A 20,504-nucleotide genomic window follows, 5' to 3' on the forward strand; every position below is an offset into this window, starting at 1 on the left:
CCCCCACGCCACTTACAGTGCGGTGGACGAAAACGGGGAGGGGACCATGTCCAAGGGGGTCAAAGTCGCCGTCATAGGCGGCGTGTTCGCCGTGATGGTGGGCGGTGCCGGATACGGCGCGTACAACATCATGTCGGCGTTGAACGGCGGCGGGGCGACGGGGGCGAGCGGGCCGGCGCCGGTACGGTCCGGGCCGCCGAGCGCGGACGAGGTCGAGGAGACCACCACGAAGTTCTTCGCGGCCTGGGAGAAGGGGCAGGCGGCGCAGGCGGCAAAGCTGACGAACAACGACACGGCGGCCGCGCCGGTGCTGACGTCCTACGGCCGGGACGCCCACATCACCGGCGTGAAGATCACGCCCGGCAAGGCCAACGGCGACACCGTGCCCTACACGGTGAAGGCGAAGGTGTCGTACGACGGCAAGTCCGAGCCGCTGTCCTACAGGAGCGAGCTCACCGTCGTCCGCGGCGTCACCACCGGGCGGGCCCTCGTCGACTGGCAGCCCACCGTGATCCATCCGCAGCTGAAGAGGAACGACACCCTCGTCACCGGCGAGGCGGCCGCCCCGCCCATCGAGGCCGTCGACCGCGATGGCACCGTGCTGACGAAGGACAAGTACCCCTCCCTCGGCCCGGTCCTGGACACCCTGCGCGACAGGTACGGCAGCAAGGCGGGCGGCTCGCCCGGCGTCGAGCTGGCGATCCGGCACGCCGACGAGTCGCCGGACACCTCGCTGCTGACCCTCGCGAAGGGCAAGCCCGGCAAGCTGCGAACGACGCTCAGCGCGAGCGTGCAGGCGGCGGCCGAGAAGGCGGTGCAGCGGTACGCCCAGTCCTCCGTCGTGGCCCTCAAACCGAGCACCGGCGAGGTGCTGGCGGTGGCGAACCACCGTGACGACGCCTTCAACGCGGCCTTCGAGGGCCGTGTCCCGCCCGGCTCCACGATGAAGATCATCACCGCGGCGATGCTCATCGACAACGGCGTGACCACGATGAACGGCCCCGCGCCCTGCCCGGACACGGCGACCTGGCAGAGCCAGACCTTCAAGAACCTCACGGGCCTCAAGCCCGACGAGACCGCAGGCGCCACGCTCGCCAACGGCTTCGCGCGCTCCTGCAACACGGCCTTCATCAAGCTCGTCGACGAGGAGCCGCTCACCGACGCCTCGCTGACGACGGAGGCCCAGGAGCGGTTCGGGCTCGGCGGCGACTGGAAGACCGGCGTCAGCTCCTTCGACGGCAGCGTCCCCGCGGCCACCGGCCCGGACCGCGCCGCCGGCGCCATCGGCCAGGGGCAGGTCCAGATGAACCCGCTGAACATGGCGTCGGTCACAGCCACCGCGATCACCGGCGAGTTCCGGCAGCCGTATCTGGTCGCACCCGACCTCGACGACCGCCGACTCGCCACCGCCAAGGGGCTGCCGGCGAGCACCGCCTCCCAGCTGAAGCAGATGATGCGGCTGACCGCGACCGCGCCCCAGGGCACCGCAGTGCAGGTCATGTCCGGGCTCGGCGGCGACATCGGGGCCAAGACCGGGTCCGCCGAGGTCGACGGGGAGGCCACCTCCGACAGCTGGTTCACGGGTTTCCGCAATGATGTGGCGGCCGCGGCCATGTCCCAGCAGGGCGGCCACGGCAGCGACGCGGCCGGACCGATTGTCGCAGCCGTGCTACGAGCGTCCGGGTGAACTTATCCCTCGCGGCACGGGACTCTAGGGTGGTCGTCGTCGTTGGTATGCGTGAGGCTGGCGGGGCGGCGGGGGCTCCTGGAATACGCGAGGGAACGGAAAGCAGTGGGCAACAGAAGGCGCGTCGCCGAGCGACGGAAGACCAACCCCGCCGTGCTCGGCGGGATGATCGCCGTGGTCCTCGGCGGCACCGGGATCGGCGTCTACGCGCTGCTCGGCAGCGGAGCCGCCGCCGAGAACGGTGCGCAGTCGTCGAGCTCCGAGAAGGCCAAGGCCGTCAAGACCGGCCCGCTGTCGGCGACGGAGGTCAAGACCGCGGCCCGCGAGTTCCTCACCGCCTGGCAGCAGGACAAGGTGTCCGAGGCGGCCGCCGCCACGGACGGCACCACGGCGGCCAAGGCCCTGCTGACCGGCTACACCAAGGACGCCCACATCAAGGACGTCACCCTCACCGCCGGCACCCGCACGGGCGCCAAGGTCCCCTTCTCCGTGAAGGGGACGGTGTCGTACAAGGGGACCAGCAAGCCGCTGACGTACGACAGTGCGCTGACGGTCGTGCGGCGGGCCGAGGACGGCAAGCCGCTCGTCCAGTGGCACCCCGGGATCGTCCACCCCGACCTGAAGGACGGCGACACCCTCGTCACCGGCGCGTCCGGCACCCCGCCGGTCAAGGCCCTCGACCGGGACGGCGGTGAGATCACCGAGGACGAGTACCCGTCGCTCGGCTCGGTCCTGGACGGGCTGCGCGAGAAGTACGGCGAGAAGGCGGGCGGCAAGGCGGGCATCGAGCTCCAGGTGGTCCGGGGCAAGGAGTCCAAGAAGGCCGAACTGTCCGACAAGACCCTGGTGGAGCTGAGCAAGGGCACGCCGGGCACGGTGGAGACGACGCTGAGTCCGACGCTGCAGGCCGCAGCGGAGAAGCAGGTGGCCACCAAGTCGAAGGCGTCGGTGGTCGTGCTGCGCCCCTCGACCGGCGAGGTCCTGGCGGCCGCGAACTCCTCGCACGGCTTCAACATCGCCTTCCAGGGCTCCCTCGCGCCCGGCTCCACGATGAAGGTCATCACCTCGTCGCTGCTGATCGAGAAGGGGCTGGCGTCGGCGGAGAAGGAGCACCCCTGCCCGAAGTACTTCACCTACGGGCACTGGAAGTTCCAGAACGACGACAAGTTCGAGATCAAGGGCGGCACCTTCAAGGCGAGCTTCGCCCGCTCCTGCAACACGGCCTTCATCAGCCAGGCGCCCGAGCTGGACGACGACAGCCTCACCAAGCAGGCCCAGCAGGTCTTCGGTCTCGCCCTGAACAACTGGGCCGTCGGGGTGCCCACCTTCGACGGGGCCGTCCCGGTGCAGTCGCAGGCCCAGATGGCGGCCGAGCTCATCGGGCAGGGCGGGGTGCGGATGAACCCGCTGAACATGGCGTCGGTGTCGGCGACCGTGAAGACGGGCACGTTCAAGCAGCCGTACCTGGTCGCCCCCGACGTGGACGGACGGCAGCTCGCGAAGGCTTCGCGCACCATGTCCGCGGCCACGCTGTCCCAGCTGCGCGACCTGATGTCCTACACGGCGGCATACGGCACGGCGGCCGAGGCGATGTCCGGGGTCACCGGTGACGTCGGCGCGAAGACCGGCTCGGCGGAGGTCGACAACCAGAAGAAGCCGAACGGCTGGTTCACCGCGTACCGCGACGACCTTGCGGCGGCGGGAGTGGTCCAGCAGGGCGGGCACGGCGGCGAGACGGCCGGCCCGCTCGTGGCGGCGCTGCTGAAGGCGGGCGGCTGAGCCTCAGTGCGGGACGGGTGCCTCGGCGGCCAGATAGGTCCGCCGCAGGAACCGCATCAACGCCTTCGTCTCGAACTGCACCACCGACACTCCCTGCGCGGAGTGGATCTCCACCACTGCCTGCACGCGACCGCACGGCCACACCCGGACGTCGCCGGAGCTGGCCGGTGCGCGCAGGCCCTCTTCGAGGAGTTCCCGCGCGAAGCTCCACTCGTGCGGGCCGGGCAGGCGCATGCGGACAACACGCGGGTCGGCGTCCGGGTCGTACCGGAGAACGACCGGAATCGCGCCTCGCTCGTCCAGCACCTGGACGTCGGTATCGGTGACGATATGGGCTCGGGCGTACTGCTCGACTACGGACATCGGACGACCCCTTACCGTGCGTCACCTGTGCGGAAACTGTCCATCCGCTTCCCATCCAATGTCCCATATTTCCGGGATTACACCCCGCGGAGCGCCTTATCTCGTGTTCACAACAGAGAGAGACACGCTCTTGCAAACTGTTTGCATCAAGCCACACCATCGAAGGGTGCACGTACCTGACGGATTCATAGACGCCCCGACCTCCGCCGTGACCGGTGTGGTCGCCGCTGCCGCGGTCGCCGTGAGCCTGCGCGGCGCACGCCGTGAACTCGACGAGCGGACGGCCCCGTTGGCCGGCCTGGTGGCTGCCTTCATCTTCGCGGTGCAGATGCTGAACTTCCCCGTCGCGGCCGGAACCAGTGGCCATCTGCTCGGCGGCGCCCTGGCCGCGATCCTCGTCGGCCCCTTCACCGGCGCGCTGTGCATCTCCGTCGTCCTGCTGATGCAGGGCATCCTCTTCGCGGACGGCGGCCTCACCGCGCTGGGCGTGAACATCACCAACATGGCGATCGTCGGCGTCGTCGTCGCCTACGTCGTCTTCCGGGGCCTGGTGAAGGTCCTGCCGAAGACCCGGCGCTCGATCACCGCCGCCTCCTTCGTCTCCGCGCTGGTGTCGGTGCCGGCCGCGGCGCTCGCGTTCACCCTGCTGTTCTGGATCGGCGGCACCACCGACGTCCCGATCGGCAAGGTCGCCACCGCCATGGGCGGCGTCCACCTCCTGATCGGCATCGGCGAGGCCGCGATCACCGCGCTGACGATCGGCGCCGTCATCGCCGTACGCCCGGACCTCGTGTACGGCGCCCGTGATCTGCGGCAGCCGCTGAAGCTGCGGGTCGGCGGCGAGCTCGTCGACGCTCCCGGAGCCGAGGCCGAGCAGCCGGTCGCGGCCCGCACCTCGCGCCGCACCCTGTGGATCAGCGGTCTGGCCACCTCCCTCGTCCTCGCCGGCGTCGTCAGCTTCTACGCCTCCGCCAGCCCCGACGGTCTGGAGAAGGTCGCGGAGGACAAGGGCTTCGCCAAGTCCGCGGAGGAGCACGCCAACGCCGACTCCCCGCTCGCCGACTACGGCGTCAAGGACGTCGACAACGCCCGGCTGTCCGGCGGCCTCGCCGGCGTGATCGGCGTCGGTGTGACCGTGGTCGCGGGCACCGGCATCTTCTGGGCGGTGCGCCGGCGTCGTACGGGCGAAGCGGTTGACACGTCGCCCACGAGCACCAGCGTCTGATCATGGGCGCCGGGCACGCGCACAGGCTCTACCGGCACGGGCACTCGCCCGTGCACGGCCTGCCGCCGCACACCAAACTCGCCGCGACGTTCGCCTTCGTGGTGGTCGTGGTGTCGACGCCGCGGGAGGCGATGTGGGCGTTCGGCCTGTACGCCGTGCTGCTCGCGGTCGTCGCGGGTGTCGCGCGCGTGCCTGCCGGGTTTCTGCTCAAGCGGCTGCTGATCGAGGTGCCGTTCGTCGCGTTCGCCGTGCTGCTGCCGTTCGTGGCGGAGGGCGAGCAGGTCGAGGTGCTGGGCATGTCGCTGAGCGTCAGCGGACTGTGGGGTGCCTGGAACGTGCTCGCGAAGGGCACCCTGGGCGTCGCCGCCTCCGTACTCCTCGCCTCCACCACCGAGCTGCGCGAACTCCTGCTGGGCCTGCAGCGGCTGAAACTCCCGCCCCTTCTCGTGCAGATCGCGTCCTTCATGATCCGGTACGGCGATGTCATCGCCGACGAGATGCGACGGATGCGCATCGCGCGGGAGTCGCGCGGGTTCGAGGCGAAGGGCGTGCGGCACTGGGGCGTGCTCGCGAAGTCGGCGGGCGCGCTGTTCATCCGCTCCTACGAACGTGGCGAGCGCGTGCATCTGGCCATGATCAGCCGGGGATACGCCGGTTCGATGCCGGTGATCGACGAGGTGACCGCGTCCAGGGCGCAGTGGTCGTACGCCCTCGCGCTGCCCTTCGCCGCCCTTGTCGTCTGCGTGTTGGGATGGGCCCTGTGAGTACTGCTTCCCTGGAGGTCTCCGGCCTCGCCTTCGCCTACCCCGACGGCCACCAGGCCCTGTTCGGGGTGGACTTCACCATCGCCCGCGGCGAGCGGGTCGCGCTGCTCGGCCCGAACGGCGCCGGCAAGACGACCCTCGTCCTGCACCTCAACGGCATCCTGACCGGCGGCACCGGCAGCGTGAAGGTCGCCGGACTGCCCGTCGGCAAGCAGCACATGGCCGAGATCCGGCGCCGGGTCGGGATCGTCTTCCAGGACCCGGACGACCAGCTCTTCATGCCGACGGTCCGTGAGGACGTGGCCTTCGGGCCGGCGGCGGCCGGACTGAGGGGGCCGGAGCTGGAGGAGCGCGTCGACCGGGCGCTGGAGCGGGTCGGTATGGCGGAGTTCAAGGACCGTCCGCCGCACCACCTCTCCTTCGGCCAGCGGCGCCGGGTCGCGGTGGCGACCGTCCTGGCGATGGAGCCGGAGATCCTCGTCCTGGACGAGCCCTCCTCCAACCTCGATCCCGCCTCCCGCCGCGAACTGGCCGACATCCTGCGCTCGTTGGACGTCACCGTCCTGATGGTCACGCACGACTTGCCGTACGCCCTGGAGCTGTGCCCGCGCTCGCTGATCCTGAGCGAGGGCGTGATCGCGGCGGACGGGAAGACGGCCGAACTCCTCGCGGACGACACGCTGATGCGCGCCCATCGCCTCGAGCTGCCGTTCGGTTTCGACCCGCGGTCCGTGACAATGGGCGCGTGACGCATCAAGAGGACGCGGGGTCGCTGTCCCTGGACGACCAGCTCTGCTTCGCGCTGTACGCCGCCCAGCGGGCGGTGACGGCCGCTTACCGCCCGCTCCTCGACGAACTCGGCCTCACCTACCCGCAGTACCTCGTGCTGCTGGTCCTGTGGGAGCGAGGCGAGACGACGGTGAAGGAGCTGGCCGCCGCGCTGCGGCTCGACTACGGCACCGTCTCCCCCCTGCTGAAGCGGCTGGAGGCGGCCGGCCTGGTACGGCGTGAGCGGTCGGCGCGCGACGAGCGGTCCGTGCTCGTGGCCGTCACCGGGCGCGGGGAGGAGCTGCGGGAGCGCGCGAAGTGCGTGCCCGGCTCACTGCTCACCACAACGGGGCTCGATGCGGCGGGAGTCGCGCGACTGCGCGAGGAGCTGTGGCAGCTCGCGCACCGAGCACACCCCAGCGCGGACCCCACCCCCTGAACTCGGGTTACCCCCGGTTCCTACCCCCTGGTAGCGGCGACCGACGTACCGGCCAGTACCTTGTGCACAATGTACTTGTGCGCGCCTTTTCCGATGCGCGCTGTCTGGGGGGAGGGCCAACCATGACTGACGAGGGCACCGTCGTCGACACCCGTCCGACGAAGATCATGTACGTCGCCGAGGCCACCGCGCACGGCGGCCGGGACGGCTATGTCACCAGCCAGGACGGCCAGATCGAGCTCAAGGTCGCGATGCCCCCGGAGCTGGGCGGCGACGGCAACGGCACCAACCCCGAGCAGCTGTTCGCCGCCGGCTACAGCACCTGCTTCCACAACGCACTGATCCTCGTCGGCAACCGCGAGGGCTACGACCTCACCGGCTCCACGGTCGCCGCGAAGGTCGGCATCGGCCCCAACAAGCAGCGCGGCTACGGCCTGGCGGTCGCTCTCAGCGTCTCCCTGCCGGTGCTGGACGCGGGTCTCGCCGCCAAGCTGGTGGACGCGGCGCACGAGATCTGCCCGTACTCCAACGCGACCCGCGGCAACATCGAGGTCACGATCCTCCTCGGCTGACTCCCGCTCTCAGCACCCGGAATTCGTTCGTGACACACGTATCCGGCAGCTAGCCTGCCGGGCATGACGTCCTCGGAAGCATCGGAATCACATGCCCACCCACGTTTCGCCGAGGCTCTGCACGAGCTCGGGCTGAGCGATCTGAACGCCCGGATGCGCCGGTTCCCGGACGCGACCCGTACCGCGGCCGAGGCCGCCGCCGCCATCGGGTGCGAGCTCAGCGAGATCTGCAAGTCGCTGATCTTCGCGGCGGACGGGGTGCCCGTGCTGGTGCTGATGGACGGGGCGTCCCGGGTCGACCTGGACCTCGTGCGGAAGGAACTCGGCGCCGAGAAGGTCACCCGGGCCAAGGTCGACGTCGTGCGGGAGACCACCGGGTACGCCATCGGGGGCGTACCCCCCTTCGGGCACCGTACGAAGACGCGCGTGCTCGCCGATCGGTCGCTGCTGGGGCACGACGTCGTCTGGGCCGCCGCCGGGAACCCGCACGTGGTCTTCCCCATGGCGCCCATGGACCTGGTCGCCCATGCCGGCGCCACCCTGGTGGACGTGCGCGAGCAGACTTCGTGACCCCGCTGGTCACGGCCGCCGTCCTGCTCGCGGCCGTCACGCACGCCGGCTGGAACGCCATCGCCCACAAGATCACCGACAAGCTGGTGGGGTTCACGCTCATCGCCGGCGGCGGGGTGGTGATCGGGCTGGCCCTCATGCCCTTCGGGGGGTTTCCGGCGGCCGAGGCGTGGCCGTATCTGTTCGCCTCCGCCCTCGTCCACATCGTCTACTTCGCGCTACTCATGAAGTCCTTCCAGCTGGGCGACTTCGGGCAGGCCTACCCCCTCGCACGCGGCACCGCGCCGCTCGTGGTCGCCGTACTGGCGGCCGTGTTCGCGCACGAGGTGCCGAACGGCTGGGCGGCGGCCGGCATCGCCCTGTCCTGCGCGGGACTGACCGGCGTCGCCCTGTGGGGGCTGCGCGGGCGCCGGCCCAACTGGGCCGCGATCGGGGCCGCGCTGGCGACCGGGCTGAGCATCGCGGCGTACACCGTCATCGACGGTCTGGGCGTACGGGCCTCCGGGTCGTCCCTCGGTTACATCGCCTGGCTGATGGTGATCGAGGGGCTCGTCATCCCGGCGTACGCCCTCTGGCGCTGGCGCGGACAGACGGTCGCCGTACTGCGGCCGTTCGCGGCGCTGGGACTGCTCGGTGCCGCGCTGTGCGTCACCGCGTACGCGCTGGTCCTGTGGGCGCAGACGAAGGCCGAACTGGCGCCGATCGCCGCCCTGCGGGAGTCCTCCATCATCGTGGGGGCCGCGATTGGGGCGGTGTTCTTCAAGGAGCGGTTCGGGGCGCCGCGGATCGCGGCGGCTGCGCTGCTGGTCGTGGGCATCGGGCTGATGCTGCACACGGGTTAGGTGAAAGCCCCGGCCGTTGGCCGGGGCTTCACACCGGTCGGACGGTCAGCCGCCGAAGGCGCTGTTGTTGCAGCCCATCGTCGAGCCGAGGTGCGTGCTCTGGCTGCCCGAGTCGCCCTCGCCGTTGAGGCCGTTGCCCAGCACGCCGTTGAGCAGACCGACGACGCCGAGGATGTCGATGTTCAGGTCGTGGGACTTGCACTGGGTGCTCTGCTGGACCTTGTACTGGTCCCCGCCGTCGGCGTGGGCCGCGCCGGCACCCAGGAATCCGACCGTGGTCAGGGCGGCGACCAGGACGGCGGCCTTACGAAGCTTCTGCATGTCATCTCCGGTGGAGTGAGGTGGATGCAATGCGTGAAGGGGTGACCCCTTACGATTAAGGGAGATTAAGTAAGAAATGCCCCAAATCATCCTGCGGCGCGCCGAGTTTCGAGATCTTGCGCCAGAAGTGCGGCGTCCTACGCCTGCGCCGGCTTGCCCACCCGGAATGCGAACTGCCCGCAATAAGTGAGCTTCCGCAGGTTCACCAGGGCCGTCCTGCGGCGGCCGTGCCGCGCCCACTGGTCGATCTCGGAGTTGAGCGGGGACTGCTCGTCCCAGTAACGGCTGTACTCCGGTGGCCTGCCGAGGTAGCTCCGCATGATCAGCGCCACCCCGTCGAGCGAGGGCCGGATCTCCTCCAGCGCGAGCCCCGCCTCCTCGACCAGCCTCCGGAAGCCGTACGGCGTGTAGTTCCACAGGCTGAAGGAGTGGTACGGCTCGAACTGGGACGTCGATCCGATGAAGCAGCCGCCGGGCGCCAGCACCCGGGCGATCTCCGCGAGCAGTTCGCGCGGGCGGGCGACGTGTTCGAAGACCTGGTGCGAGTAGATCAGCGGCAGTGAGTCGCAGGCGAGCGGGAGACGAACGCCGTCGTAGTGCACCACCGGGTCACCGCCGGGCGTGCGCTGGCCCGCCTCCGGTGAGTCCCGGATGTCGATCCCGACCCACCGCACCTCGGGGTCGTGCTTGCGGAACAGCGCGGCCGACGTCCCGCGTCCGCACCCGAGGTCGACAACCAGCCCGGGCGCACCGGGGGCGCCCATCACCTCGTCGACGTAGTACCGCGAGGTGACCTGACGGGCGTGGTCGTCGGGGATGCAGTCCCGCATGAGGTCCCAGAGGGTCGCCATGCTCCGATGCTACGGACACTCACCGTTGCTCGCGATTCACGCTCCGTGAGAGCCCTGAGAGCGGTGTGACGCCCGAGAGGTCGTGTGCCGCGACGCTGTTGCGGTCGGTGACCGAGCGGCCCAGCGCGTGGTGCGGCCACAGGCCCGCGGCCACCCGGCGGCTGCGCTCGCTCCACTGCCGGGCCGCCAGGTCGCCGGACTTGTAGTGGTTGAGCGCGTAGCCGCCGGAGTGGATGCGCAGCAGGGTGAAGCCGCCGGGGTACTCCTTGGCGGCGGCGACCTCCTGCTGGGTGACGTGCGGGGCACGCACCAGCACGGTGCGCTTGTTGCGGTGGGTGTGGCCCGCGTGGTGGAGGAATACGCCGGGCGCGGATGCGTAGGCGTCGACGACTGTGCGGGCCTGGCGGCGTTCCAGGCACTGGCCGCGGGTCACCGGGAAGACGGAGTCCCGCACGGTCAGCGGATGGTGGCCGAACACCACCGTCGGCTGGTCCGGTGCTGCCCTCAACCCGGCCTGGAACCAAGCCAGTTGCTCGGGGCCGAGGCCGCCCGCGTCGGCGCCGTTGCCGGTCTTGACGTAGGTGTCGAGGCCGATGATCCGCAGCCCGCCGAGGTCACGGGCGAAGTATCCGGGTCCGTCGCTGCCCGCCAGGCCCGGGAAGGCTGCGAGGAAGGTGGAGTTGTCGACGGACCGGTCATGGTTGCCGCGTACGACGAAGTAGTCCTGCCCGTGGGTGCCGAAGCCGTCCAGGATCCGCCGGGCCTCGCCCAGGTCGTGCGCCGCGCCGCCGGCCGAGATGTCGCCCCCGGCCAGCAGCAGGTCGGCCCCGCGCCGCCGGGCCTCCTCGACCAGGGCCCGGCTCATCAGTTCCGGGTACGGCGCTCGCCCCGGCTGCTGCGGCACCCCGCGCAGCAGGGGCAGGCCGCCGACCAGGCCGGCGGTGGTCTCGCCGAGGTGCAGGTCGTTGCAGAGCGCGATGGACAGCAGGTGCCGGCCGGGCGGGGGCTGCGGGGTGGTGAAGGAGTACGGCCCGCCGCTCGCGCCGAACCCGAACGTCGACGTGCCCACCGCGTTGCCGCGCACCAGATGCAGCGGCGTGGGTGTGGCGGTCACGCCTCGTGAGCGGGCCTGGTAGTAGTACGTCTGCCCCGGCTCCAGGTCCGTGAGCTCGACCTGGTGATGGGCGGTCGGCAGGTCGACGGACGCGGTGCGGTTGAGCCGGGAGGGGTGGGTGCCGTAGACGACCTCACCCTCGGTGATCGCGGGGAGCGGGTGGCCCAGGCCGTCGTCGGTGCCGGGGATGCCGGTGTACCAGGTGATGACGGCGCTGTCCTCGGTGAGGGTGACCAGTTCGAGGTTGACGGCGGCCAGGGCGTCGGGGTGGTGCGAGCGGGCCCGCTGCATGGCGGCGGAGGCCGAGCGCAGCAGGGCGGGGGCGAGGCGGGCACCGGAGCGCAACACCTCGCAGGGGCCGGGGAAGGCCGACAGTGCTGCGAGAGCGGGGAGGTGGGCGGAGAAGCAGCAGCGCATGTCCTCGATATGGCCCAGTGCGGTTAACGGGGGAGGTGGCGGTGACGGCGGGGCCAGGTCCGGCGCACGACATCTCCATGGAACGCGACATCTCCATGGAAGCAGGGCGAAGCCGGTCCCCGAAGCGGATGTGCCGAGTCTCACTGATCCCGAGCTGCGCTCTTTGCACCCCGGCGTCCCCTCCGACACCAGGCGCCCCATACCGGCCGTGCGGCGTGAGGAGTTCGCTGACCTCGGCTATGCGGCGGCACCCTCCGAGGCGCACCCTGGAAGCAAGGATTCCGGAGGTGATCGTCATGTTGCACACCACTGTGGGATGGCACGTCGAGATGGAGTTCCAGGAGGACGAGACCCACACGAGGGCGGTCGCGATGGTGCGGCTCCCCGACGGCAGCGAGGTACGCGCCCACGGCCACGCCACAAGGCACCACACGGACTCGAATCAGCCACGCGTCGGCGAGGAGATCGCCGCCGCCCGTGCGCTGAACGAGCTCGCGATGCAGATGCTCACCAAAGCGCACAGTGAGATCGATCAGGCGTCGGGGCGCACGTCCCACCCCATCCACGTCTGAACCGCACGCCGCGCGACCACCGCACGCCGGGCGAGCCCCGCCGGCTAGGCGAGCGCCGTCCGCACCGCCCGTATCAACGCCTGCGCCCTCGGATCCGCCGTCACCGTCTTGCGGAAGCCGTTCGTCACATAGCCGAACGCGATCCCCGTCTCCGGGTCGGCGAAGCCGAGGGCGCCGCCGCGGCCGGGGTGGCCGAAGGAGCCCGGCCCCAGCAGCGGGGACGCGCTGCCGTGCAGCATGTAGCCCAGACCGAAACGGGTGTTGACCACCAGAACGCGGTCCTGCCCCGCCGCCTCCTCGGCCCGCGCCAGCTCCACCGTCGCCGGGTCGAAGAGCCGTACCCCGTCGACCTCGCCGATGAGCGCGGCGTAGAAGCGGGCCAGTGCGTCGGCCGTCGCGATGCCGTTCGTCGCGGGGAGGGCGGCGGCACGGTAGGCGGGGTCGTTCTGGTCGGGGAAGGGGGTGATCGCGGCGAAGGCGCGGCGCGTGAGGGAGGCCGGATCCTGATAGGCCTCGGTGACCGAACGCTTCGGACGTGCGCGGAGCCCGCCCGCGGGCTCGGGTCCCTCGACCCGGCCCGTACGGCCCACGCGGCCCGCCTCGGACTCGGGCAGCCCGAGCCACAGGTCCAGGCCGAGCGGACCGGCGACCTCCGCCGCGAGCCACTCGCCGGCCCACCGTCCGGTCACCCGACGCACCAGCTCGTCCAGCAGCCAGCCGTACGTCAGCGCGTGATAGCCGTGATCGGTGCCCGGCACCCACGCGGGCGCCTGAGCGGCGACCGCCTCGGGGCCGCGGTGCGGGTCCAGCGCCTCCTCGGGCGTGAGCGGGCGGTCGAGCACCGGGAGCCCGGCGCGGTGGTTCAGCACATGCCGGACCAGCAGCCGCTCCTTGCCGTGCGCCTTGAACTCCGGCCAGTACTCACCCACCGGCGCGTCCAGGTCCAGCTGCCCGCGCTGCCGCAGGATCAGGGGTACGGCGGCGGCGACGCCCTTGGTCGCCGAGCGCACGACCTGCGCGGTGCCGTGCTGCCACGGCTGCGTGCCGTCGACGTCCTTCGTGCCGGCCCACAGGTCGACGATCTTGCGCCCGTCCCGGTACACGGCGACGGCCGCGCCGCGCTCCCCGAGGGTGCCGAAGTTCCGTATGAACGCCTCCCTGACCGGCTCGAAGCCCTCGGCCACTGTGCCGTTCACGTCCACGCCCGTGCTCCCCTGCGACTGTCTCGTTCCGCGGCCGGCCGGCTGCGCCGTGCGGCCGGCTCGTCCGCCTACGACAGTCATCCCAACACGGGTGCGGGGCCTTCGATTCCGTTGTGTGGCCGACGTCTCGGCCGCTCGGGCCGGTCGAGAGGCCGCAGTTCGGACACATGAAAGAGCCGGTGAGGGCACCCCGTCCCCACGGAGCCCTCACCGGCCGGTCTGTCACTTCAAGGGCGGTACCTCAGAGGCGGCGCCTCAGGCGCGCACCAGCGCCCGGTCCTCGTCGGGGTCCTCGGACCCCTTCGCCTCGGCGTCCGTGCGCAGGCCCTCGCCCTCCACGTCCACGTTCGGCAGGGCACGGTCCAGCCACTTCGGCAGCCACCAGGCCTTCTTGCCGAGCAGGGCCAGGACCGCCGGGACGATGGCCATCCGGACGACGAAGGCGTCGAAGAACACCGCGATCGCCAGGCCGAAGCCGATCATCTTGACCATGGACTCGCTGGAGCCGATGAAGCCCGCGAACACCGCCATCATGATCACCGCGGCCGCCGAGACCACCCGGGCGCCGTACTTGAACCCGGTCACCACCGCCTGGCTCGGCTTCTCGCCGTGGACGTACGCCTCGCGCATCCGCGTCACGAGGAACACCTCGTAGTCCATCGCCAGGCCGAAGACCACGCCGACCATGAAGATCGGCATCATGGACATCACCGGGCCGGTCTCCTCCACGCCCAGGAGGCCCGCGAACCAGCCCCACTGGAAGACCGCGACCACCGCGCCCAGCGCCGCCATCACGCTCAGCAGGAAGCCGAGAGCCGCCTTCAGCGGGACCAGGATCGAACGGAAGACCACGATCAGGAGGAGGAAGGCGAGGCCGACCACGAGCGCCAGATACGGCAGCAGCGCGTCGTTCAGCTTCTCCGAGACGTCGATGTTCATCGCCGTGCTGCCGGTGACCAGCACGGTCGCGTCCGTGTCGGCCTTCACCTCCGCGCCCTTGTCGCGGATGGCGTGGACCAGGTCCTCGGTCGTGACGGACGACGGCTTGGCGTCCGGGATCACCGTGATCGTCGCCGTGTCGCCCGCCTTGTTGGGCGTCGCCGGCGTCACCGCCACGACGTTCTTGATGCCCTTGATGTCGTCGCCGACCTGCTTGAAGGCGGCGTCCGGGTCACCGCTGCCCTGGGCGTCGACCACCACCATCAACGGGCCGTTGAAGCCGGGCCCGAAGCCGTCGGACAGCAGGTCGTAGGCACGCCGCTGCGTGGTGGACGTCGGCTGCGAACCGTCGTCGCCGAGACCCAGTTCGAGGGAGGTCGCGGGGACGGCCGCGGCGCCGAGGCCCACGACACCCAGCAGGAGGATGGCGATCGGACGGCGTACGACGAAGCTGGCCCAGCGGGTGCCCAGGTTCGGCTTGGCCGGCCTGCCCGCCTCGCTGCCGGAGGCCGCCTTCTTCGCGGCCCGCTTGCCGCCCAGCCACCGGCTCTTCTTCCCGGCGGGCTGCACCTTCTTGCCGGCGTACCCCAGCAGGGCCGGGATCATCGTCAGCGCGATCAGTACCGCGATCACGACCGTGCCCGCCGCCGCGATGCCCATCTTCGTCAGCATCGGGATGTTGACGACCGACAGGCCGACCAGCGCGATGACCACCGTCAGACCGGCGAAGACCACCGCCGAGCCCGCCGTGCCGACGGCCCGGCCGGCCGCCTCCTCGCGCTCGCGGCCCTCGGCCAGTTCGGCGCGGTAGCGGGAGACGATGAACAGGGCGTAGTCGATGCCGACCGCCAGGCCGATCATCATCGCCAGCGTCGAGGTCGTGGAGCCCAGCTCCAGCGTGCTCGCCAGGGCCGTGATCGTCGAGATGCCGATGCCGACACCGATCAGGGCGGTCAGCAGCGGGAGCCCGGCCGCGATGAGCGAGCCGAAGGTGATGACGAGGACGACCGCGGCGACACCGATACCGATGATCTCCGTGGCGCCGGTGTGCGGCACTGTCTGGAGCGCGTCACCGCCGATCTCCACGGTCAGCCCGGCGTCCCGCGCGTCCTGTGCGGCGTCCTCCAGGGCGTCGCGCGAGGAGTCCTGCAGTTCCATGCCGGAGACGTCGTACTTCACCGACGCGTACGCGACCGTGCCGTCCTTGCTGACGGCCTGCGCGGTGTACGGGTCGGCGACGGAGGCCACCTCGGAGCCGTCGGACAGCTCCTTGACGGTGTCCTCGACGGTCGCCTTGTTGCCGGCGTCCGTCATCTTCTGCCCGTCCGGCGCCTTGAAGACGACCCGGGCGGTGGCGCCGTCGGCACTCATGCCGGGGAAGCGCTGTTCCAGCAGGTCGAAGGCCTTCTGCGCCTCGGTGCCGGGGATCGAGAAGGACGTCGTGCCCGCGGCGGGCGCGCTGGCCGCACCCACACCGGCGAGGGTGAGCAGCGCGACCCATATGAGGGCGACGAAATGCCGTCGCCTGAAGGCGAGCCGGCCGAGTTTGTAGAGGAACGTGGCCACGAGGGCGTCTCCCGGTCAGGTCGTGGATTGGTGCGTGGGCAGGGGTCATCAGCCCGACGACGTGAGCGGTTACGTCAGGTGGAGGGCTTGCTCAGGGGACTGTCAGGGGGTGGGCGCGCCGAGGGCGGGGAGGACCACGGCGTCGATGTACGACATGAGGAAGGCCTGCGTCGGCGGCTGGTCGTCGATCAGGGTGCGGGTGGCGAACGCGCCGACGAGCATGTGCACCACGTACTCCAGCGCGGGGCAGTCGGCACGGATCTCGCCGCGGTCGACGGCCCGCTGGACCACCCGGTTGAACTCCGCCATCTCCGGCTCGATGAGCAGTTCCTTGAAGGCCCTCAGCAGGTCGGGGTTGGCGTGCACCGCCATGAACAGACCCCGCATCAGCGCGGCGTTCTGCTGCATGTGGCAGTCGTCCTCGCGTGCCGTGAGGGCGTGGAGGTCGCCCCGCAGGGATCCGGTGTCGACGTCGGCGATGTTGCCCGGCTTGTTGTGCCGGATCGCCTTCGCCACCAGCTCCGGCTTGCCGCCCCACTGGCGGTAGAGCGTCGCCTTGCTGGACCGGGTGCGGGCCGCCACGGCGTCCATGGTGAGGGCGTCGTAGCCGACCTCCCGGAGCAGGTCGAGCACGGCCTCGTACAACTCGGCCTCGCGCTCAGGGGTGATCCGACTGCGACGTGCCGTAGCCGCCTCGGTCACGGTCCTCACCTCCCCCTCCGAACGACACGGTTTCGTACACCTAAAAGGTACCTCATCCACGAGCGAAACGAAACGGTTTCGTTCGTGTCGTGGGTCACGCGCACCCCTATGCCGGGCATGTCACAAGTTGCTCAGGTCCGTCCCCGGGAAAAGCATGGGTAGGTGAGCTATCTGCGCCTGCCGCACCTCCATGACGACCTGCTGTGCTTCGTGGCCGAGGACGACCTGTGGCTGGCCCCCCTCGACAGCCCGGCCCGCGCCTGGCGACTCACCGTGGACCGCACCAAGAGCGGCCCACCCCGCTTCTCCCCCGACGGCCGCCACATCGCGTACACGAGCTGGCGCAGCCTGGTCCCCGAGATCCACCTCGTCCCGGTGGACGGCGGTCCCGGCCGCCAGCTCACCCACTGGGGCTCGGCCGACACCCAGGTGTGCGGCTGGACCCCCGACGGCGTGATCCTCGCCGTCGCCTCCCACGGCGAGCCCTTCTCCCACTTCACCTGGGCCTACAAGGTCCGCCCGGACGGTGATCCCGGCCGCAAGCTCCCCTGGGGCCCGTGCTCCGACCTCCAGGTCGCCGACCTCGACGGCGAGCGCAAGTCCCTGCTCCTGACCGGTACCCCGCCGCACGAACCGGCGTCCTGGAAGCGCTACCGGGGCGGTGCCATGGGCAGGCTGTGGCTGCACGGCGAACGCCTTCTCGCGGACATCGGCGGCCACCTCGCCTCCCCCATGTTCGTCGGCGGCCGGATCGCCTTCCTCTCCGACCACGAGGGCGTCGGCAACCTCTACTCGTGCGCGTACGACGGCTCCGACCTGCGCCGGCACACCGACCACGACGCCTTCTACGCCCGGCACGCCGCGAGCGACGGCACCCGGGTGGTGTACCAGTGCGCGGGCGACCTGTGGATCGTGGACGACCTCGCCGCGGACTCCGAGCCGCGCCGGCTCGACGTACGCCTGAGCGGGCCGCGCGCGGGCCGGCGGCCGTACCAGGTGCCGGCCGCCCAGCACGTCGACGGCATCTCCGTGGACGAGACGGGCCGCGCGAGCGCCGTGGTCGTGCGCGGCAGCCTGTACTGGCTCACCCACCGGGACGGCCCCGCCCGCACGATCATCGACACCCCGGGCGTACGGGTCCGGCTCCCGGAGATGCTCGGCTCGATCGGCCAGGTCGCGTATGTGACGGACGCGGAGGGCGAGGACGCCATCGAGATCGCCTACCTGCCCAGGGCGACCGGCGACCGCGAACCGCGCCGACTGGCCTCGGGCGAGCTGGGCCGGGTCCTGGAGATGGTCGCCGACCCGCAGGGCGAGCGCCTCGCGATCGCCGCGCACGACGGGCGCCTCCTGCTGCTGGACGTGACGGAGGACTCCAACGGCGAGGTCACCGAGCTGATCCGGTCCGTCAACGGTCCGGTGCGGGACCTGGCCTTCTCCCCGGACGGCACCTGGCTGACGTGGTCGCACCCCGGCATCGGCCGCACCCTCCGCCAGATCAAGCTGGCCCGCATAAAGGACCGGATGATCGTCGACGTCACCAACGGCCGCTTCGAGGACGAGAATCCGGTGTTCACGCGGGACGGCCGCTACCTGGCCTTCCTCTCCTGGCGCGGCTTCGACCCCGTGTACGACGTCCACACCGGCGACCTCTCCTTCCCGCTGGGCTGCCGCCCCTACCTGGTCCCCCTGTCCTCCGCGACCCCCTCCCCCTTCGCCCTGAACCCGGAGGGCCGCCCCGCGGCCGGCGGCCTGGACCCGGTGGAGGACGAGGAGGGCGGGGACGGCGGCGCACCGACCGTCGAGATCGAGGGCCTGGAGAGCCGGGTCACCCCCTTCCCGGTCACCGCCTCCAAGTACTCGGCGCTGTACCCGGTCGCGGGCGGCGGGCTGGTCTGGCTGCGCTGGCCGATCTCGGGCGCGCTGGGCGAGACGTTCGCCAACCCCGACGACATGACCGGCCGGCCGACCCTCGAGCACTTCAACATCAGCAAGGCGAAGAAGTCCGAACTGGTCGACCATCTCGACTGGTTCGCGGTGAGCGGCGACGGCAGCCGCCTGGTCCTGGTCGACGAGAGCGAACTGCGCGGAGTTCCGGCCTCCGAGTCCGGCGACAGTGACACGACGGTGTGGATCGACCTGCGCCGCATCCTGCACCAGGTCGACCCGACGGCGGAGTGGAGGCAGTCCTACGCGGAGGCGGGCCGGCTGATCCGGGCGTACTTCTGGGAGCCGCAGATGTGCGGCATCGACTGGGACGCGGTCCTGGCCCAGTACCGCCCGCTCGTCGAACGGGTCGCCTCCCCCGACGAGTTCGCGGACCTGCTCCGCGAGGTCCTGGGCGAACTCGGCACGTCACACGCCTACGTCTCCGCCGCCCGCCGCAACGAGGGCCCGGCGCACTACCAGCGCTGGCAGGGCCTGCTCGGCGCCAACTTCGTACGCCGCGACGAGGGCTGGATGGTCAAGCGCATCCTCCCCGGCGAGTCCTCCGACTCCAAGGCCCGCTCCCCGCTGGCAGGCACCGGAATCCGGGAAGGCGCGGTGCTCACCCACGTCGACGGCCGCCCCGTGGACCCGGTCACCGGGCCCTACCCCCTCCTGGCCGGCGCCGGCGGCACGACGGTGGAGCTGACGTTCACGCCGGCGGAGGGCGAGGCGGGCCGGGCACGCCGCGTGGCCGTGGTCCCCCTCATCGACGAACGCCCCCTGCGCTACCAGGACTGGGTCGCCAAACGCCGCGCCGTCGTACGGGACTTGAGCGGCGGCCGCTGCGGCTACCTGCACATCCCGGACATGGGCGGCTCGGGCTGGGCCCAGTTCAACCGGGACCTGCGCATGGAGATGTCACGCCCCGCACTGATCGTCGACGTACGAGGCAACGCGGGCGGCCACATCAGCGAGCTGGTCGTGGAGAAACTCACCCGCACGATCCTCGGCTGGGACCTCACCCGCAACGCCCAGCCGGTGTCGTACGCCTCGAACGCCCCGCGCGGCCCGGTCGTCGCCCTCGCCGACGAGGCGACCTCCTCCGACGGCGACATGATCACAGCCGCTTTCAGACTCCTCAAACTGGGCCCGGTCGTCGGACAGCGCACCTGGGGCGGAGTCGTCGGCATGACCGGCCGCCACCGCCTGGGCGATGGCACGGTGATCACGGTCCCGATGAACGCGGCCTGGTTCGACGCGTACGGCTGGAGCATCGAGAACAAAGGGGTGAGCCCGGACGTCGAGGTCCTGCGGACGCCGCTGGACTGGGCGGAGGGCCGCCACGCCCAACTGACGGATGCGGTGGAACTGGCGCTGGAGCTGTTGGAGACGAACCCGTCGGCAACTCCCCCGGACTACGCACACGTTCCCGACCGGTCAAGACCAAAGCTTCCCCCACGCTCTTGAGGGACGGCGGGACGACACCCAAGGGGCGCGGGGAACTGCGCGACCAGCCCCCACGGACCCGCACCCGACAACGAAACCCCCAACACCAACACAAACGCGGGGCACCCGCCAAAACAGGGGGCACCCCGCGCCGCGTTCAGCGAACCGACTGACTACCGGTCGTAGTCGTGGTCGAAGCGCTCCTCGTCCTCACGCATGCGGTCGGACTCCTCGTCCCGCTGCGGCCGCTGCGGGCGACCCCGCTCCGGCTGCCCCTGCGGACGGCCCCGCTCCGGCTGCCCCTGCGGACGCCCCTGCGGGCGCTCCTGCTGACCGTGCTGACGCGCACGCTCCTGCAGCTGCTCGGACTTCTCCTTGAACTGGTCCTTCATGCCCATGTGGGTTCACTCCCGTAGTGAGTGGGGGGTTGGCCCCT

The 20,504-nt window shown here is 70.9% G+C and carries 19 protein-coding genes; 11 read left to right on the forward strand and 8 right to left on the reverse strand.

Annotated elements, in window-relative coordinates; all coding sequences use genetic code 11:
• Positions 1 to 46: 46 nt before the first annotated feature.
• Together ACZ7M7_RS38720 and ACZ7M7_RS38725 are read left to right on the forward strand one after the other, a co-directional pair.
• On the forward strand, positions 47 to 1,687 hold the full coding sequence (locus ACZ7M7_RS38720; protein ID WP_472125330.1) for a penicillin-binding transpeptidase domain-containing protein: 1,641 nt from the start codon (positions 47 to 49) through the stop codon (positions 1,685 to 1,687).
• A 105-nt stretch (positions 1,688 to 1,792) separates the two neighbouring features.
• Complete coding sequence (locus tag ACZ7M7_RS38725) at positions 1,793 to 3,466, forward strand: penicillin-binding transpeptidase domain-containing protein (protein ID WP_472125332.1); 1,674 nt, start codon at positions 1,793 to 1,795, stop codon at positions 3,464 to 3,466.
• 3 nt (positions 3,467 to 3,469) lie between these two features.
• Here the strand turns inward: ACZ7M7_RS38725 and ACZ7M7_RS38730 are convergent, their stop codons facing one another.
• The gene (locus ACZ7M7_RS38730) at positions 3,470 to 3,829 is read right to left on the reverse strand and encodes an SsgA family sporulation/cell division regulator (RefSeq protein ID WP_383606306.1); all 360 of its coding nucleotides are present in this window, start codon (positions 3,827 to 3,829) and stop codon (positions 3,470 to 3,472) included.
• A 166-nt stretch (positions 3,830 to 3,995) separates the two neighbouring features.
• Here ACZ7M7_RS38730 and ACZ7M7_RS38735 point away from each other — a divergent pair, with 166 nt between their 5' ends.
• The 7 genes from ACZ7M7_RS38735 to ACZ7M7_RS38765 all read left to right on the forward strand — a co-directional run bounded on the left by ACZ7M7_RS38735 (position 3,996) and on the right by ACZ7M7_RS38765 (position 9,009).
• Complete coding sequence (locus ACZ7M7_RS38735; RefSeq protein ID WP_383606309.1) at positions 3,996 to 5,054, forward strand: energy-coupling factor ABC transporter permease; 1,059 nt, start codon at positions 3,996 to 3,998, stop codon at positions 5,052 to 5,054.
• 2 nt (positions 5,055 to 5,056) lie between these two features.
• Positions 5,057 to 5,818 carry a cobalt ECF transporter T component CbiQ gene (gene cbiQ / locus ACZ7M7_RS38740; protein WP_383606312.1) on the forward strand — a complete coding sequence of 254 codons (762 nt, stop codon included), beginning with the start codon at positions 5,057 to 5,059 and terminating at the stop codon, positions 5,816 to 5,818.
• On the forward strand, positions 5,806 to 6,567 hold the full coding sequence (locus ACZ7M7_RS38745; RefSeq protein ID WP_383606315.1) for an energy-coupling factor ABC transporter ATP-binding protein: 762 nt from the start codon (positions 5,806 to 5,808) through the stop codon (positions 6,565 to 6,567). The genes cbiQ and ACZ7M7_RS38745 overlap by 13 nt, the downstream gene beginning before the upstream one ends.
• Positions 6,564 to 7,025: a MarR family winged helix-turn-helix transcriptional regulator gene (locus ACZ7M7_RS38750; RefSeq protein ID WP_383606318.1), complete on the forward strand. Its 462-nt coding sequence runs from the start codon at positions 6,564 to 6,566 to the stop codon at positions 7,023 to 7,025. The genes ACZ7M7_RS38745 and ACZ7M7_RS38750 overlap by 4 nt, the downstream gene beginning before the upstream one ends.
• Positions 7,026 to 7,147: 122 nt before the next feature.
• Entirely contained in the window at positions 7,148 to 7,597 is a 450-nt protein-coding gene (locus tag ACZ7M7_RS38755) for an organic hydroperoxide resistance protein (protein WP_383606321.1), read from the forward strand.
• 63 nt (positions 7,598 to 7,660) lie between these two features.
• Positions 7,661 to 8,167, forward strand: a complete 507-nt coding sequence (locus ACZ7M7_RS38760) for a YbaK/EbsC family protein (RefSeq protein WP_383626607.1) — start codon at positions 7,661 to 7,663, stop codon at positions 8,165 to 8,167.
• A complete protein-coding gene (locus ACZ7M7_RS38765; RefSeq protein ID WP_383606327.1) occupies positions 8,164 to 9,009 on the forward strand; it encodes an EamA family transporter in 846 nt (281 codons plus the stop codon). Before ACZ7M7_RS38760 ends, ACZ7M7_RS38765 begins: the two co-directional genes overlap by 4 nt.
• A 45-nt stretch (positions 9,010 to 9,054) precedes the next feature.
• On the opposite strand, the gene ACZ7M7_RS38770 is transcribed toward ACZ7M7_RS38765, so the two are convergent.
• The 3 genes from ACZ7M7_RS38770 to ACZ7M7_RS38780 form a co-directional block, all read right to left on the reverse strand.
• Entirely contained in the window at positions 9,055 to 9,330 is a 276-nt protein-coding gene (locus ACZ7M7_RS38770) for a hypothetical protein (RefSeq protein WP_328881097.1), read from the reverse strand.
• 137 nt (positions 9,331 to 9,467) lie between these two features.
• The gene (locus ACZ7M7_RS38775; RefSeq protein WP_383606330.1) at positions 9,468 to 10,181 is read right to left on the reverse strand and encodes a class I SAM-dependent methyltransferase; all 714 of its coding nucleotides are present in this window, start codon (positions 10,179 to 10,181) and stop codon (positions 9,468 to 9,470) included.
• A gap of 19 nt (positions 10,182 to 10,200) precedes the next feature.
• Positions 10,201 to 11,712 carry a purple acid phosphatase family protein gene (locus ACZ7M7_RS38780; protein WP_472125339.1) on the reverse strand — a complete coding sequence of 504 codons (1,512 nt, stop codon included), beginning with the start codon at positions 11,710 to 11,712 and terminating at the stop codon, positions 10,201 to 10,203.
• 296 nt (positions 11,713 to 12,008) lie between these two features.
• Here ACZ7M7_RS38780 and ACZ7M7_RS38785 point away from each other — a divergent pair, with 296 nt between their 5' ends.
• A complete protein-coding gene (locus tag ACZ7M7_RS38785) occupies positions 12,009 to 12,284 on the forward strand; it encodes a DUF1876 domain-containing protein (RefSeq protein ID WP_383606336.1) in 276 nt (91 codons plus the stop codon).
• A gap of 44 nt (positions 12,285 to 12,328) precedes the next feature.
• Here the strand turns inward: ACZ7M7_RS38785 and ACZ7M7_RS38790 are convergent, their stop codons facing one another.
• From ACZ7M7_RS38790 to ACZ7M7_RS38800, 3 genes are all read right to left on the reverse strand, one after another.
• Complete coding sequence (locus ACZ7M7_RS38790) at positions 12,329 to 13,486, reverse strand: serine hydrolase domain-containing protein (protein WP_472125342.1); 1,158 nt, start codon at positions 13,484 to 13,486, stop codon at positions 12,329 to 12,331.
• 255 nt (positions 13,487 to 13,741) lie between these two features.
• Positions 13,742 to 15,991 carry an MMPL family transporter gene (locus ACZ7M7_RS38795; RefSeq protein WP_472125345.1) on the reverse strand — a complete coding sequence of 750 codons (2,250 nt, stop codon included), beginning with the start codon at positions 15,989 to 15,991 and terminating at the stop codon, positions 13,742 to 13,744.
• A gap of 102 nt (positions 15,992 to 16,093) precedes the next feature.
• Positions 16,094 to 16,693 (reverse strand): TetR/AcrR family transcriptional regulator, encoded by a 600-nt coding sequence (locus ACZ7M7_RS38800; protein ID WP_383626619.1) that lies wholly within the window; start codon positions 16,691 to 16,693, stop codon positions 16,094 to 16,096.
• Between the two features lie 162 nt (positions 16,694 to 16,855).
• Here ACZ7M7_RS38800 and ACZ7M7_RS38805 point away from each other — a divergent pair, with 162 nt between their 5' ends.
• Positions 16,856 to 20,089, forward strand: a complete 3,234-nt coding sequence (locus tag ACZ7M7_RS38805) for a S41 family peptidase (RefSeq protein WP_472125348.1) — start codon at positions 16,856 to 16,858, stop codon at positions 20,087 to 20,089.
• A 152-nt stretch (positions 20,090 to 20,241) separates the two neighbouring features.
• Here ACZ7M7_RS38805 and ACZ7M7_RS38810 read toward each other — a convergent pair whose 3' ends face one another.
• Entirely contained in the window at positions 20,242 to 20,466 is a 225-nt protein-coding gene (locus tag ACZ7M7_RS38810) for a hypothetical protein (protein ID WP_383606351.1), read from the reverse strand.
• Between the last annotated feature and the right edge of the window lie 38 nt (positions 20,467 to 20,504).

The sequence above is a fragment of the Streptomyces sp. NPDC111606 genome, assembly GCF_055656945.1.

Coding starts and splice junctions, on each gene's coding strand:
- ACZ7M7_RS38745 (WP_383606315.1), top strand. CDS start 5,806: ATGGGCCCTGTGAGTACTGCTTCCCTGGAGGTCTCCGGCCTCGCCTTC.
- ACZ7M7_RS38720 (WP_472125330.1), top strand. CDS start 47: ATGTCCAAGGGGGTCAAAGTCGCCGTCATAGGCGGCGTGTTCGCCGTG.
- cbiQ (WP_383606312.1), top strand. CDS start 5,057: ATGGGCGCCGGGCACGCGCACAGGCTCTACCGGCACGGGCACTCGCCC.
- ACZ7M7_RS38760 (WP_383626607.1), top strand. CDS start 7,661: ATGACGTCCTCGGAAGCATCGGAATCACATGCCCACCCACGTTTCGCC.
- ACZ7M7_RS38810 (WP_383606351.1), bottom strand. CDS start 20,466: ATGGGCATGAAGGACCAGTTCAAGGAGAAGTCCGAGCAGCTGCAGGAG.
- ACZ7M7_RS38755 (WP_383606321.1), top strand. CDS start 7,148: ATGACTGACGAGGGCACCGTCGTCGACACCCGTCCGACGAAGATCATG.
- ACZ7M7_RS38730 (WP_383606306.1), bottom strand. CDS start 3,829: ATGTCCGTAGTCGAGCAGTACGCCCGAGCCCATATCGTCACCGATACC.
- ACZ7M7_RS38770 (WP_328881097.1), bottom strand. CDS start 9,330: ATGCAGAAGCTTCGTAAGGCCGCCGTCCTGGTCGCCGCCCTGACCACG.
- ACZ7M7_RS38780 (WP_472125339.1), bottom strand. CDS start 11,712: ATGCGCTGCTGCTTCTCCGCCCACCTCCCCGCTCTCGCAGCACTGTCG.
- ACZ7M7_RS38775 (WP_383606330.1), bottom strand. CDS start 10,181: ATGGCGACCCTCTGGGACCTCATGCGGGACTGCATCCCCGACGACCAC.
- ACZ7M7_RS38785 (WP_383606336.1), top strand. CDS start 12,009: ATGTTGCACACCACTGTGGGATGGCACGTCGAGATGGAGTTCCAGGAG.